The organism is Azospirillum canadense (genome assembly GCF_025961225.1).
GTDB classification, from domain to species: domain Bacteria; phylum Pseudomonadota; class Alphaproteobacteria; order Azospirillales; family Azospirillaceae; genus Azospirillum; species Azospirillum canadense.
The window spans coordinates 700,655-714,651 of record NZ_JAOQNG010000002.1; the positions used below are offsets into that span (position 1 = coordinate 700,655).

A 13,997-nucleotide genomic window follows, 5' to 3' on the forward strand; every position below is an offset into this window, starting at 1 on the left:
TTATTTCTTTATCTTCTTGGCGCCGTCGGCGCGCAGTTCCGATGAAAAGCTGACGATGTCGGCCGGCCCGGTGGGCACGACCTTGGACACCGGCACCGTCACCACATAGCGGGCCTGGTCGGCCCGGTAGATCGAATAGCCGGCCATGACCGGCCGCTCGTCCACGTCCAGATAGACGAGATGGCGGCCCAGCACCGGGTCGTTCGGCAGCACCTGGAGGATCTCCGCGACGTCCGCGCTCGCCGCGGTCGCTTCAATGCGCATGACGCCGCGGTCCAGCTCGACACAGGTCTTCAGCAGGTCGAGCAGGGAGCAGCGCTCCACCATCTCGCGGTCGAAGACGGACGCGTAATCGGCGAGGATGTAGCGGTAGTCGATGGAGATCGGGATGCCGCCGCTCGACCGCAGCCGCTCCAGATAGAGGACCGGGGCGCCCGGCGCGACGCCGAGGGCCAAGTGGTAGGCGGCGGGGCAGGGCATCCGTTCCAGGCGGCGCAGCGTCATCACCAACGGCCGGCCGCTATCGGCCCACTGGTCGATGAAGTCCATGTCCGGCGTGAAGCGCTCGTCCACCTTACCAGTGCCGACGAAGGTGCCGACGCCGCGGATGCGCGTCAGGTGCCCCTCGTTGACCAACGCCTGGACCGCCTGCCGCACGGTCATGCGGCTGACCTTGAAGAGCTGGCACAGCTCGTCGTCGGTGTGGAAGCGCTGGTCGGCCCGGTCCCACGACGCGATCATCTGCAACAGCCGCCGCTTGATCTGCACATACAGCGGCAGAGGCGAGGAACGGTCGATGACGTCGACGGTGTCCGTCCCGGGGTCGGCAGGCTGAGGCTTGTGCATCGCTCCGTCCGTCCGTCATCTAGTTGTCTAGTAAGCTAGATATTATGACTCATCGCTGACGGCCGCAAGCCGAAACTTCGTACTCCCATGACTCATCGGGGGAGCCGCGTCCTACATCACTGCATCGACAGAACCGTGATGCAGGAGGAAGCATGGACAAGGTCATTCTCGTCACCGGCGCCACCGCCGGGCTGGGCGAGGCCACCGCCCGCCGTTTCGCCGGGGCCGGGTGGCGGGTCGTCGTCACCGGACGCCGCGCCGACCGGCTGGAACGGCTGGTCGATTCCTTCGGGGCCGAACGGGTCCACGCCGCCGTCTTCGACGTCCGGGACGAGGCCGCGATGATTGAGGCCCTGGCGGCGCTGCCGGAACCGTTCCGCGGCATCGACGTGCTGGTCAACAACGCCGGGCTGGCGCTGGGCACCAAGCCGGCGGTCGACGCCTCGCTGGACGACTGGCGCACGATGATCGACACGAACATCACCGCGCTGGTCACCATCACCCACCGGCTGCTGCCGGTGCTGATCGAGCGGCGCGGGGTCATCATCAACATCGGTTCGGTCGCCGGCACCTACCCCTACGCGGGCGGCAACGTCTATGGCGGGACCAAGGCCTTCGTCCGGCAGTTCTCGCTGGGGCTGCGGTCGGATCTGCACGGCAAGGGCGTGCGCGTCACCAACATCGAGCCGGGCATGGTGGAGACGGAGTTCACGCTGGTGCGCACCCACGGCAACCGGAACGCCTCCGACGCCATGTACCACGGCGCCAACCCGATGACCGCGGAGGACATCGCCGAGACGCTGCACTGGGTGGCGACCCTGCCGCCGCACCTGAACATCAACCGGCTGGAGTTGATGCCGGTCAGCCAGTCCTTCGCCGGCTTCCAGATCCACCGCCAGACGAGCTGAGTCCGCCTTAAACGTGGTAGAAGCGGACCGTTTCCAGCAAGCTCTGGCCGAGGTCGTTGAGGTTGGCGGCGGCACCCTCCAGCTGGCGGGTGCCGGCGGCGGTTTGGGTGCTGGCGTCGCGGATGTTCTGCATGGCGCGGGTGACCTGCTCCATGCCGATCTGCTGCTGGTTGGTGCCGGCGACGATCTGCTGGAAGGCGAGCAGGCTCTCGCGGACGCTCTCGGCCAGATCGCGGATGGTCGCCTGGGTCGCGTCGGTCTGGCGCTTGCCGGCACCCACGCGCTTGACCGCTTCCTCGGTCAGCATCACGGACGCGTTGATGCCGTGCTGGATCTCGCTGAGGTTGGAACGGACCTGCGCGGTCGCTTCCTTGGCCTGGCTGGCCAGGCTCTTGATCTCGCCGGCCACCACCGCGAAGGCGCGGCCGTGCTCACCCGCCGCCGCGGCTTCGATGGCGGCATTGAGGGCCAAGAGGTGCGAGCGTTCGGCGATGTCGTTGACGGTCAAAATGATCTCGCCGATCGCCTGCGTGCGCTCCGACAGGATCACGATGTTTTCCGCCACCGCTTCGGCCTGCTCGCGGATCGCGTCCATGGCTTGGTTGGTGTCCGCCACAGCCTTCAGCCCGCTGTCGCTGGTCGCCACCGCGATCTCGGCGTTCGCCGCCACGTCCTGGGCGCGGCGGGCGATCTGCGCGCCGGATTCGGTGATTTCGCTCAAGGTCGCCGTGGTCTGCTCCACCGCCGCGAGCTGCTGCGCCACGCTGGCCGCCTGCTGCTGGGTGGAGGCGCGGATCTGCGCCGTCGCCGCGTGCACGTTCTCCGCCGTCGCGCGGGTGGAGGAGGCGACGGTGCGCAGCTTCGCGATCATGTCGTTGAGATAGCGGCCGAGCGTCGCCAACTCGTCGGAGCCCTCCGTCGCGACCTTCTGCGTCAGGTCGCCCTCGCTCACCCGGCCGGTGAGCGCGACGGCGTTGCGGAGCCGGACGGTGATCGACCGGCTGATGGAAAACGCGATCAGGATCGCGGCCGCGATGGCGACGACGCCGGCGACGAGCGCCGACCAGATGACGTCCTGGCGCAATTGCCGGACACGCTCCTGCCCCGCCTGGGACAGCGCCCGGCTGATGTAGCCGCCGTTCCGCACGTGCGTTTCGATGGCGACGCGGATCGTTTCGAGCTGCGGTTCCAGGGCGCGCGCGTCGCCGTCGCGCCCTTGCAGAAGCAGGTCGAAATGTGCGCCGGATTCCTGCCGGATTTTCTGGAAGGCGTTGCGCAGACCATCCGCGCGCGTGACCAGATCTTTCCAGAGCCGCTCACGTTCCGACGAGATCGGATCCACCGCGCTGTCCATCGCGAGGGTGCGCAGCTGGTCGACGAACACCTGGACCTGGTCCACCTCGGCGAGATAGCGCTGCTGCATCGGGATGATGTTGGCGGGGCGTCCCTCGACCTTCGCGGCCATCGCCTCCGCCGTGGCGCGGTCGCGCTGGCTGCGCATGTCCGCCTGCAGGCCGGCGATCTCCTTCAGCAGGTCGGTGGCCTCGACGTCGTGGCTTGCCACGTCCTCGGCAATGCCCAGCACGGTATCGACGCGATGCGCTTGATAGACCAAGGGCAGGAGGACAAGCAGACACAGGATTCCAAAGCCAACGCCAAGCTTGTGCGCGATCTTCACGGACGACCTCACCTCGACGACTTGTGAAGTCTTAGCACCGATAATCGCCGCTCACTACAATCAGAGACGACCCATGACTTTTGATAAGGCCCATCACCATCCGAAGGAAATATGACACGGGCGGCGCTTGTACGGCACAACGGTCAGTCTGGACGAAGCCCGGTTATTGTTTCCCTGGTTTTGGCGTGCCACCGCCACCTAAGGGTGCGGGTGGCCGTCCGAGCGCTCCGGGCATCGGGCCGGGCCGATGCGTGGCCGGCCCGCGGCGCCGGCTCGACCAGCGGTACTGCGGGTCGTCGGCGACGAGGTGCAGGTGGTCCGACAGGCGATTGCGCTCCAGCCAGCCGATGGCCGCCTCAAGCTCCGACAGGCTCATGGCCGAGCGCGCCTTGTTCATCAGGCGCTTCAGGACGGCGTTGTAGGTGTGGTAGCCGACCGGCCCGTCGGCGACGAGGTTGTTGTCCTCGTCCTCGATGACCTGGGCCGCGACGAGTTGGCCGATGCGCTGGCGCAGGTAGTGTTCGGCGGCACTCGGCGTCACCGGCGGTTCCCCGTGGTCGCGCGCCGGGCCGCCGAAGTCGGGGCCGGGGGCCACCACGGCGAAGCTCAGCGCCGTCGCGTTGGATTCCAGGGGGATCACCTCCGGCTCCCGGTCGGTGGCGCGTTCCAGCGGCAGTTCGTGCTGCGGGCGCCGGCTTTTCACCAGCGCGCGGATGCCCTGCTGGGTCTCGACCATCGTGCGGAAGCGGTCGAACAGCTCGTCGGCAGGGTGGTAGATCAGCGCCCGCTGCTGGTCGTAAGGGCCGGCGTGCGGGTCCACCCGCGTCGCCCGCGCGATGGCCTGCTCCAGCCAGGGGCGCGAGCGGATGTGCGTCAGGCAGGCCACATGGGTGATGGCGGGGGCGTCCAGCCCCTCGTAGGCCATCGCCACGGACACCAGGATCGACGGCACGGGCCGCAGCCGGAAGGAGGCGACCACTTCGTGGGCGTCGCGGCTCTCGGAGATGGCGAGGCGGACCATGCGCCCGGCCTGCTCCGCTGGCATCCAGCCGCGCAGCGTGTCCAGGTAGCTGCGCGCCGTGTCCTGGTCGGGGGCGATGACCAGCAGCTTGCCCAACCCCTTGCCGTCCGACCCGCCCGGCAGTCTCATCTCCGCTCGCCGCTTGGCCCGGTGCTCCCGGCAGGAGCGGAAGGCCTCGCGCAGCATCGCCGTGGCGAAGCCGGTGCGCAGCGCGGTGAACAGGGCGTCGCGGCTGTTCTCCCCGGCGCGCGACAGCGCCTCGACGGAGCGGGTGGTGCGCTCCGCGTCCAGCCACGTGGCGGAGCCGTCCATAGCGCCGAAGGTCACCGGCAGGATGGCCTTCTCAGCCAGCGCCTGCCGCCGGGAATAGCCGACGATGGCCCAGCCCGGCGCCTTGAAATCGATCTCCCGCATCTTCCGGACGCCGTGCGGCGCGCGGTAGGGCAGCCAGAGAATGGGGCGCCCGTCGGCCCGTTCCAGCGTGCCGCTCATCAGCAGGCGCGCCGCCGCGTTTTCCAGCAGCGGCAGGATGGACCGGCTCCAGCTGGTTTCTTCGGCACCGGTGGTCAGCTGATCGGTGTCGCCCACCGCCGGCAGGTGATGCAGCTCGTCGATGGCGATCAAATAGCGGTGTCGCTGGAATTCCTGGAGGTGGAGGTCGGGTGCGGCGGCCACGGCCTGATAGGTCGTGATGTAGCCCTGAAGCCCGCGGCACAGGTCCGCCCCGTTCTCCGCCGCGCGCAGGGCCATGGAGTGGCCGAGCGCATCGCGCCACAGCGGATCGACGAAGGCCTCCTCCGCCTGCCGCCGCAGGCTGTCGCGTGGGACGATCCAGCAGACCCGGTCGATCACGCCGGCGTCGAACAGCCTCGCCCCCATGAGGACGGGCAGAAGCGATTTGCCCCCGCCGGGCGTGACGGCCGCGAGCACGTCGCGGACGCCGGTCTCCTGCCGTGCGATGGCCTGGGCGATGCCCGCGACCAAATGCTGGTGGCTTCTCAGTTGCGGCATCCCACCCCGTCATGCCCAAGCGCAAAGGAGGAGCAAGCCTAAATGGGCGGGAGTCCCGGGATCACGGACTCAATCGTAGGTTTGCCACCGGCATTGGGGTTACGGTCGAGCCGAAGGCGGCACCGCTCCGGTACGGCACCAGTGCGCAATTTTGGATAGCAACAGCCCTCGCCAAAACGCCCAATTTATGGGCAAATGGTCAACGGAGCGGCGACGGGACACCGCTCCTGATGGTGGACCAACCGGTCAGGCGGCGCCCACCCGTTGCCCCGTAAGGCGGTACACGGCGGTGGCCACGGCCAAATCCTCGCTCTGGCCGACGTCCAGACGTCGGTCGATGTAGTTGCCGAGAAACTCCACGAGGGCATCGCGGGCCACGGATTGAACCCACGCGCCATGGGTGCCGAATGCCTGCATCGTCCAGAACTCCGACGCCAGCAGGGCCGACCGGACGCTCTTGGAGGAGCCGTCCCAATGGGACCATAGAAAATCGACGGCGGTCTGCGCGACCGTGATCACCAAACCAGCATTGATTCCGGGTGCGGCCATGGTGCCCTCCATTCCAGTCCATCGGACGATTGCCCGAGACTTCACCGCGGCGGAGCAAACGCGATGCCAAGCAGTTCACAGGACGGAACGACGGGATCGTGCGTATCCGATTTTTCCGATGGCCTCCCCCGGACGGAGTAGCGCCCCGATGTCGATGCCGTGACGGTCGGCAGGCCTTTCGCCCGCGCCGCTGTGTTACCTTGGGCGGCCAATCAACGAGGAGGGTTGTGATGGGCGGGGACCTTGCCGGGCGACGCGTTCTGGTGCCGGAAAGCCGTGAACTCGATCTCTTCGCCTCAATGCTAGAGGCGCACGGGGCGGAAGCCGTGCGCTGCCCGCTGATCGCCATGCGCGACGTCGAGGATCCCGCCCCGGTGGAAGCGTGGCTGCGCCGGCTGGCCGAGGGCCGCTTCGACGACCTAATTCTGCTGACGGGGGAGGGGCTGCGCCGCCTGATGCCCATCGCCAAGCGGATGGGGATCGACGGGACGGTGGTGGAGGCGATCGGGCGCCTGCGCACCGTAACGCGCGGGCCGAAGCCCGTCCGCGCCCTGCGGGAACTGGGGCTGTCCGCGCAGGTGACCGCCCCGGCCCCGACCACGGCCGGCGTGATCGAGGCGCTGGCCGGCCTGGACCTTTCCGGCCGGACGGTGGGCGTCCAGCTCTACCCCGACAATCCCAACCTGCCGCTGCTGGACGCGATCCGCGCCGCCGACGCCGTTCCCGACCCGGTCCTGCCTTACCGCTATGCCTCCGACGTGGAGACCGACCGGGTCGAAGCGGCGATCCGCGAGATGGCGGACGGGCGCATCGACGTGGTGGCCTTCACCAGCTCGCCCCAGGTCCGCCGCTTCCAAGACGTCGCCAAGGCCCGCGCGCTGGAGGAGCAGCTGCGCAGCGGGCTGTCCCGCACGCGCATCGCCGCCGTCGGCCCGGTGGTGGCGGAAGCCGTGGAAGCGGCCGGCGCGCGGGTCTGGGTGGCGCCGGAGAGCAGCTTCCACATGAAGCCGCTGGTCAACGCGATCCGCGGCGAGTTCCGCGCCGGCTGAACGGGTCGGCTCCGCCATCGTCAGGCACGCGTCCGTCAACGCCGCCCACCCGCCAGCCGCAATGCGTCCGGTCGGCGGCGCAGGGCCAACATGGCCCAGATCCCGACCAGGGGACCGAGCGCCAGGACGGCCGGGGCGACGCTCCACCCCACCGCCCCGGCAAGTTCGGGCAGCAGATGGATGGACAGCAGCGTCAGGGTGAAGCCGCCGCAGGTCTGCGCGGTCAGCACCGTGCCGATCTGCTGCGGCTCCGACAACTCGGCGGCCGCGGCGGAGAACTGGGGGGAGTCGGCGACGGCGCTCACCCCCCAGACGATGCACAGGGCGGCGGTCAGCGCCGGGGCCGCGCCGAAGGTGAAGCCGGCCAGGAGCGCGCAGGTGCCGCTGACCGCCAGCGCGGCGGCCGTGACCGCGGTGCGCCCGATGCGGTCGGCCGCCAGCCCGCCGAGGATACAGCCCGCACCACCCAGGGCGATCACGGCAAAGGTCGTGCAGCGGGCCCAGAAGGCGGCGTCGGCGGGCGGCAGGCTCTGCGCGAAGCTCGCCTGGAGGAAGACCGCCACCCAGGTCCAGAGCGCGTAGAGTTCCCACATGTGGCCGAGATAGCCGAGGTTGACCAGGCGCAGGCTCGGCACGCTCCACACGCGCAGCGCCGTTCCAAGCGCGAAGCGGCGCGGGGCCGCGGTGTTCGGCCCGACGGCGACGGTGGCCATGACCAGGGCCGACAGCCCGGCCATCAGCGAGGCGAGCGCGATGGTCGCCCGCCAGTCCACGCCGCCGAAGGCGCCGATCAGGTGCGGCGAGGCGGAGCCGACCGACAAGGCCCCGACCAGCAGCCCGACCAGCAGGCCGAGGTCGCCGCGCGCCCAGCTCGCGGCGATTTTCATGCCGACGGGGTAGATGCCGGCCATGCAGGCCCCCGTCACGAAGCGCAGCGCCGGTGCTGCCGGGCCGGCCGGGTCGACGGCCAGCAGCGCGGCGTTGGCGGCGCCGGCCACCAGCGCCGACGCCATGAAGAAGCGGCGGGGGTCGAACCGGTCGGCCAGCCCCAGGACCGCGCTAGCCAGGGTTCCCACGACAAAGCCGATCTGCACGGCGCTGGTGAAGACGGCGGCCTGGAAATCGCTCAAGCCCACCTCGGCGCGCAGGGCCGGAACCACCGCCGTTCCGGAGAACCACAGGCTGAGCGCCAGGACCTGGGCGACGGCCAGCGCGGCGATGGACCGCCGCTTTGTCCGCCCGGCGAACGCGGCGTGGTCGCCGGACAGGCGCGCGGCGCGGCTTGCCATGACGATCTCCTCCCGCTTGGCCTGTTCTTCGGTTTGCATCAAGGCTACCGGAGATGCCCGGCCCGCCGGTGGAAGCGTTGGTGGTATGCCCCGGACATGGCTCCCGGCGCGTTACGCAATGCTGTCGAGCAAGGCGGCGGCCGCCCTGAGGTCGGGGGTATCGTGCCCGTCGGTGAAGCGCTGGTAGACGGGCAGGAGCACGGCCGCAGCGTCGCGGGGGCGCCCGTCGGCGATGCGGCGCCGGGCCATGCTCACGGCTGTCCGCAGGCTCCAGGACGTGGCGCGCTGTTCCAGGGCGACGTCCATGGACTGACGGAGCAGGTCGTCGGCCTCCTCCCGGTCCGGCGTGGCCTCCGCCTTCAGCCGGAGCAGTTCCGCCGTCGCCCAGTTCCGCGGGCCGGCGTTCGCCTCCGCCAGGATGTCCGGCGGGATCAGGCGCGGCGCCACGGTCGCCAGCATCCGGATGCGCCGGTTCCGGTGCACCTCGGCGAAGCGGGACGAGCGGCGAAGCGACGCCAGCTCGCCGTCGGAGGCCGTCCGGGCCTCCAGCGCCAGCTGGAAGCACAGGCCGTAGGTGCGCCAGACGAACAGCGCTCCTTCGCTGGTCTTTTCCACCAGCATGTCGGCGTAGCGCGCCGCGCGGTCGTGGTCGCCGAGCCAGAAGGCGACCGGGCAGGCGCCGAGTGACAGGGCGAAGCACAGTGACAGCACGTGGCCGGAGGCGAGCGCCTGCTCCATCGCCTCCTCCATGGCCTGCCGCGCCTGCTCCGGCTGTCCCTGGATCCAGGAAATCCGCGCGAGGTGGGTGAGGGAGACGATCCGCTGTTCGAACTGGTAGCCGCGCAGGCTCGACCCCCGGGTCGGGGCCGGCGCTCTGAGGCACTGTTCGGCGAAGGAGCGCGCCCGGTCGAACTCCCCGACCGTAAGCAGGCCAAGCGTCATCATGCGCTGGTGCATGGATTCCGCGCCGGGGTCGACGGGGTCGCCCAGCAGCGTCCCGAAGCGGTCGGCGGCGCCCAGGGCGTCCTGATCCTCCTCCAGCGCCAGATGGTACAGCCACAGCCCCCACAGGGCGCGGCGCTGGTAGCCGACGTCGCCGAGCTGCCGCGACAGCGCAAGGCCGCGCGACAGGATGTCCCTGACCTCCCGCGTCGGGCCTTGCGAGTTCCACAGCGCGGGGCCGAGGTGAGCGGTGATCGCCATCTCCGACCGGAGGTCGGGCCGGGACTGTTGCCGGATGGCGTTCAGGACCTTTTCCGCGCGCAGCCGGAACTCGTCCGTCAGCGACAGCTGGAACCACATCGGTGCCGAATCGATGGTCAGCGCGATGGCCGTGGGCAGGTCGCCGGAGGGCGACAGCGACCATTCCAGCGCGCTGCGCAGGTCGTCGATCCGGCCACCATACACGCCGTTCCAGGCCGCCGTGCTGGTCGACTGGGAATCGGTCAGCATGCGGCACAGCTGAAGGGCCAGGTTGCGGCAGACCGTGTCCGTCTCCCCGCTGTCCCGCAGCCGTTCGGCGGCGTACTGGCGGGTGGTTTCCAGAAGGCGGAACTGGACGGTCTGCTCCCGATGCTCGACCGACACCAGGGATTTCTTGGCAAGCTCCGCGATGCCCTCGACCACTTCGTCCGCGGACACCGCGCCGAACGCGGCCACGCCGATGGCGAGGTCGCGCGTGAAGGAGCCACGGATGCCCGACAGCCGGTGCAGGACCACGCGTTCGCGCTCGTCCAGCAGGCGGTGGCTCCACTCCAGGGTCGCGCGCAACGTCTGATGGCGTTGGAGCGCGGTCCGCCGGCCGCCGCGCAGCACGTCGAAGACCCGGTCGAGGCTGGCCGCCAGCCCGTGGATGCCCAGAAGCGGCACCCGCGCCGCCGCCAGCTCCAGCGCGAGCGGCACCCCGTCGAGGTGGCGGCAGAGCGCCGCGACGACCGGCGCGTCGGCGTCCGTCAGGCGGAACAGCTCGTCGTTGGACGAGACGCGCTCCACGAACAGCTCCACGGCCGAATAGCGCATCGCCTGCTCCGCGGTCGGCGCACGGTCCTGCTCCGACGGCGCCGCCAGGGGCGGCAGGCGGTATACCCACTCCCCCTGCGCGCGCAGGATTTCACGGCTGGTGACGAGCAGGTGGACGTCCGGCGCGGTCGTCAGGATCCCTTCCACGAGCAGGGCGACGTCGTCGATGAGGTGTTCGCAGTTGTCCAGCACGACCAGCGCGTTCAGACCCTTGATCGCCGCCAGGAACCCGTCCATGGACGCCTTGCCGATGCCGGGCAGCTTCAGCGCCTGGGCGATGTTGGCGCACAGCAGCGCCGGCTCCGACAGGGTGCTGAGGTCGACGAAGAAGGCGCCGTCCCGGTAACCGCCCGCGGACAGCCGCGCGACCTCCACGGCGAGGCTGGTCTTCCCGATGCCGCCGACGCCGGTGACGGTGACGAAGCTCTTCTCCACCACCTTGCGCGCGATGTCGTCGATGGCCTGCTCGCGGCCGATCAGCCGGTCGATGTTTCGTGGAAGGGGTTGGGGAGAGCTTTGCGGCGGGGCCAGGGACGGGGACAGGGGCGGGCGGTCGTCGGCATCATCGGCCGCGCTGCGGACGGTCCCGACGAAGCGGTAGCCCTGCGCCGGCACGTTTTCGATGTAGTCGGTACCGATGCCGTTCTTGCCCAGCGCCTTGCGCAGCGTCCCGATGTGGACGCGGATGTTCGCCTCCTCGACGAACAGGCCGGGCCAGACGCGGGCCATGATGTCCCGGTTGCCGACCACGTCCCCGGGCCGTTCGAGGAGGACGGCCAGGATGGCGAGGGAGCGGCTCCCCAGCTTCACGGCCTTGCCGTCCTTCACCAGCCCGCGCGCCGCGGAGTGGGTGAAGGGACCGAAGGCAACCTCGTCCTGCGCCATGGCGAGCACCTACGATAGGGACGGTTGCCCTGTTGGGCCGGAACGGCCGCCACACAACTCCTTCAGGACGAACAGCAGGAAAGGACCAGGACCGGAACCGACGAACGCCATTTTCCCGAACGCTTTTGTTTCGCGACGCGCAGGCTAGCATAGGCGGGCCGTGCCGTCGGTCAACTCGCCGTGAGCGCAGGCTTGGACAGTGTCCGGTCAGCGGCCCTCCCGGTCCAGCGTGCCGGACTCCACCCCGATGGCGTCGGCCCACCGGCTGCGGACGAGATCGACGGCGCCGGCGCGCGTGAAGTCCCCGGACGCGATGATCGCGGATGGGAAGGCCGCGCGGATGCGGGCCGCGCAGCCGGGCTCGTCGTAGGGCAGGTGGCCGAGCGGCGCCCCATCGGCGGCGGTGCGGACCAGATGCACGAAGGACAGCTCCTGGCCGCCGAGCGTGGACAGGGCGGCCGTGAACAGCGCGACGGGGTCGCTGTCCGACATGCCGCGGAACGCGCCGAACGGCGACAGGCGGACCCCGACCCGCTCCGCGGTCCAGACGCCGACCAGCGCCTCCACCAGTTCGCACAGGAAGTTCAGCCGGTTCTGGATGGACCCGCCGTACCGGTCCCCGCGCCGGTTCGTCCCGTCCTGCAGGAACTGGTCGGGGAGCGCCCCGTCGGCCGCGTCCAACTCCACCCCGTCGAAGCCCAGCCGCCGGGCCTGTTCGGCGGCGCGCCGGTAGTCGTCGATGACCGCGTCGATCGCAGACGCGTCAAGCGCCGCGGGCGTGTCCTCCCTGGTGCCGGGATGCCAAAGCCGCGCCACGACCCTCACATGCTTGCGCTGCGCCGCCCGGACTGCGCCGGCCCACGCCTTGGACGTTCCCGCATCGTCGAAGCCTCGGTGGAACGGCGGCCGCGTCGCGCCAAGTGACACCGGCACGGGCGGCGTGACGACCAGCCCGCCGGGCGCGGCGCGCCGGATGCAGTCTTCGGGATCGGCGTCGCGGGCGCGCCGGTGGTCGACTACGCCGGGCATCACGACCCGGTGGGCCAGTTCCAGGGCGCCGATGTTGATGGGGAGAAACAGCTTCTCCATTCCGGCATCCTCACCGGCATGGTGTGGGTTGGCCGCCGACGGGGCGGCGTTGCGACAGGACGGACCGTTCAGCCATACCGGTACAGGCCTTGCGGCTTGACACCCTTGACCTTGCCCTCCGCCGCCGCGACCAGTTCCATGATCCGGCGGGAGGTCCGGTCGGCGCGGACGATCTCGTTCATGATCAGGGTTTGCATCTTCACGGCCTCGGCGCAGCCCGTGCCTTGGTTTTTCACCCACCGGCGCTTGGCTTCCGTGGCCACCTTGATGGCGGTGATGGCGTTGGCCAGGGCCTTCACGCAGGCATCAACCTCGCCCTCGCCTCCGTCCGAGGTGTCCAGTTGCAACGCCAGGGCCGCCGCTTCCGACCATTGCCGGCGTGACACGAAGGACACCCGCCCCTCATCGATCATGGAAAGCTGAGCCATGGTCCCTGCTCCTGTCTGCGTTCGTTCCGGGGACACTGTGGCCGGCCCGCCGGTGAAGGGCGAGTAAATCGTTGTAAAGACCTCGGCAAGGCCGCAAGGCGGCGCGCCCGTTTGGCGGGCCAAGGCTGGAAGCGAGCAAGCGCCTTGCACCCCGCCGGTTTCTAATGGAACAATGAAGCGCCCGCCCATGCCTGTCCTACGTCCCATGGAAGCATCTATGCAATTGAGAAGGCGCGATATTCTTGCAACCGCCGCGTCGGGGATGCTTCTTGCAACAGTGAAACCTCTGGGTGCTGGCGAACAGTCGGCCCTGTCCATCGTTCTTCCTTCTCAATTCATCCTGGCCTTCATCGAAGTCCTTTTCGCGCAGGCGGGCGGCTATTTCGAACGGGAAGGCCTGCGGGTTTCCATCGAGGAAGGGCGCGGCTCCGCCATGGCGCTGCAGCAGGTCGTGGCGGGCAACGCCCTGGTCGCCCGGATCGGCGCGGTGGACCACATCAAGGCCAGCGCCCTGCCCATCGGCAAGGACCTCGTGGCGTTCGGCACGGTGCAGCAGGCCTCCCCCTGGTTCGTGGTGAGTGGGCGGGACAAGCCCATCCGCTCGCCCCGCGACATGCAGGACAAAACCATCGGCATCCAGTCGGTCGGCGGCACGACGGAAACCATGCTGGACATCATGCTGGTCGACCAGGGCATCGACCGGCGGAGCGTGCGGCGGGTCGTCGTCGGCAATTCGCCCGCGGGCGTCGAGCTGATCGGGCAGGGGCGGATCGACGCCTATTTCGTGACGACCAGCGTCGCGGTGGCGCTCCGCCTGACCGGCCAGCCCGTCCACGCCTGGAACACGGACGAGGTCGCCCCGACCCCGGGCTTCTGCTACACGGCCAAGCGCGACGCGGTGGAGCGGAACGGGCCGGTCATCCGCAGCTTCATCACCGCGGTTCGCACGGCGCTCAGCGACCTGATCGACGGGAAGGTCGCCGTCGCCGACGCCCTGAAGGCGCTGGAGCGGTTCGACATCGCCGAAGCGCGGAACCACGACCTCGCCGCGGCGATCTACGCCGAGAACATCAAGCTCCTGACGATCGACGGCCGCGACACACTGCTGCGCAACGTCCCGCGGCGCTGGCAGAGCGCCTACGACCTGATGGCGTCGTCCGGCATGGTGCCGCGCGGGCTCGCGCCGTCGGACCTCTACACGAACCAGTTCGTCGACGCCGCCTGA

Annotated in this window: 11 protein-coding genes; 3 read left to right on the forward strand and 8 right to left on the reverse strand. The window is 69.7% G+C overall.

All coding sequences use genetic code 11. The features are described 5' to 3' along the window. On the reverse strand, positions 1-846 hold the full coding sequence (locus tag M2351_RS17720) for a GntR family transcriptional regulator (protein ID WP_264657442.1): 846 nt from the start codon (positions 844-846) through the stop codon (positions 1-3). 152 nt (positions 847-998) lie between these two features. On the opposite strand from M2351_RS17720, the gene M2351_RS17725 reads away from it, so the two are divergent. Continuing rightward, positions 999-1,754: an SDR family NAD(P)-dependent oxidoreductase gene (locus M2351_RS17725; protein ID WP_264657443.1), complete on the forward strand. Its 756-nt coding sequence runs from the start codon at positions 999-1,001 to the stop codon at positions 1,752-1,754. 7 nt (positions 1,755-1,761) lie between these two features. Here the strand turns inward: M2351_RS17725 and M2351_RS17730 are convergent, their stop codons facing one another. The 3 genes from M2351_RS17730 to M2351_RS17740 all read right to left on the reverse strand — a co-directional run bounded on the left by M2351_RS17730 (position 1,762) and on the right by M2351_RS17740 (position 6,013). Next, positions 1,762-3,432 (reverse strand): methyl-accepting chemotaxis protein, encoded by a 1,671-nt coding sequence (locus M2351_RS17730; RefSeq protein ID WP_264657444.1) that lies wholly within the window; start codon positions 3,430-3,432, stop codon positions 1,762-1,764. A 163-nt stretch (positions 3,433-3,595) separates the two neighbouring features. Beyond that, a complete protein-coding gene (locus tag M2351_RS17735; protein WP_264657445.1) occupies positions 3,596-5,464 on the reverse strand; it encodes a DEAD/DEAH box helicase in 1,869 nt (622 codons plus the stop codon). Positions 5,465-5,710: 246 nt separating this feature from the next. Continuing rightward, the gene (locus M2351_RS17740) at positions 5,711-6,013 is read right to left on the reverse strand and encodes a hypothetical protein (RefSeq protein ID WP_264657446.1); all 303 of its coding nucleotides are present in this window, start codon (positions 6,011-6,013) and stop codon (positions 5,711-5,713) included. Between the two features lie 230 nt (positions 6,014-6,243). Between M2351_RS17740 and M2351_RS17745 the strand changes: the two genes are divergently transcribed. Continuing rightward, positions 6,244-7,062: a uroporphyrinogen-III synthase gene (locus M2351_RS17745; protein ID WP_264657447.1), complete on the forward strand. Its 819-nt coding sequence runs from the start codon at positions 6,244-6,246 to the stop codon at positions 7,060-7,062. 35 nt (positions 7,063-7,097) lie between these two features. Here the strand turns inward: M2351_RS17745 and M2351_RS17750 are convergent, their stop codons facing one another. The 4 genes from M2351_RS17750 to M2351_RS17765 form a co-directional block, all read right to left on the reverse strand. After that, positions 7,098-8,390: an MFS transporter gene (locus tag M2351_RS17750; RefSeq protein ID WP_264657448.1), complete on the reverse strand. Its 1,293-nt coding sequence runs from the start codon at positions 8,388-8,390 to the stop codon at positions 7,098-7,100. 72 nt (positions 8,391-8,462) lie between these two features. Continuing rightward, a complete protein-coding gene (locus tag M2351_RS17755) occupies positions 8,463-11,255 on the reverse strand; it encodes an ATP-binding protein (protein WP_264657449.1) in 2,793 nt (930 codons plus the stop codon). A 207-nt stretch (positions 11,256-11,462) separates the two neighbouring features. Continuing rightward, positions 11,463-12,344, reverse strand: coding sequence for an oxidoreductase (locus tag M2351_RS17760; protein WP_264657450.1), 882 nt, complete (start codon positions 12,342-12,344; stop codon positions 11,463-11,465). Positions 12,345-12,412: 68 nt separating this feature from the next. Further along, positions 12,413-12,772, reverse strand: coding sequence for a hypothetical protein (locus tag M2351_RS17765; protein WP_264657451.1), 360 nt, complete (start codon positions 12,770-12,772; stop codon positions 12,413-12,415). 277 nt (positions 12,773-13,049) lie between these two features. On the opposite strand from M2351_RS17765, the gene M2351_RS17770 reads away from it, so the two are divergent. After that, positions 13,050-13,997, forward strand: a complete 948-nt coding sequence (locus M2351_RS17770; protein WP_264657452.1) for an ABC transporter substrate-binding protein — start codon at positions 13,050-13,052, stop codon at positions 13,995-13,997.

Excerpts from the sequence above, each read along its gene's own strand:
- M2351_RS17720 (WP_264657442.1), bottom strand. The coding sequence starts at position 846 with ATGCACAAGCCTCAGCCTGCCGACCCCGGGACGGACACCGTCGACGTC.
- M2351_RS17725 (WP_264657443.1), top strand. The coding sequence starts at position 999 with ATGGACAAGGTCATTCTCGTCACCGGCGCCACCGCCGGGCTGGGCGAG.
- M2351_RS17735 (WP_264657445.1), bottom strand. The coding sequence starts at position 5,464 with ATGCCGCAACTGAGAAGCCACCAGCATTTGGTCGCGGGCATCGCCCAG.
- M2351_RS17740 (WP_264657446.1), bottom strand. The coding sequence starts at position 6,013 with ATGGCCGCACCCGGAATCAATGCTGGTTTGGTGATCACGGTCGCGCAG.
- M2351_RS17745 (WP_264657447.1), top strand. The coding sequence starts at position 6,244 with ATGGGCGGGGACCTTGCCGGGCGACGCGTTCTGGTGCCGGAAAGCCGT.
- M2351_RS17750 (WP_264657448.1), bottom strand. The coding sequence starts at position 8,390 with ATGCAAACCGAAGAACAGGCCAAGCGGGAGGAGATCGTCATGGCAAGC.
- M2351_RS17755 (WP_264657449.1), bottom strand. The coding sequence starts at position 11,255 with ATGGCGCAGGACGAGGTTGCCTTCGGTCCCTTCACCCACTCCGCGGCG.
- M2351_RS17760 (WP_264657450.1), bottom strand. The coding sequence starts at position 12,344 with ATGGAGAAGCTGTTTCTCCCCATCAACATCGGCGCCCTGGAACTGGCC.
- M2351_RS17765 (WP_264657451.1), bottom strand. The coding sequence starts at position 12,772 with ATGGCTCAGCTTTCCATGATCGATGAGGGGCGGGTGTCCTTCGTGTCA.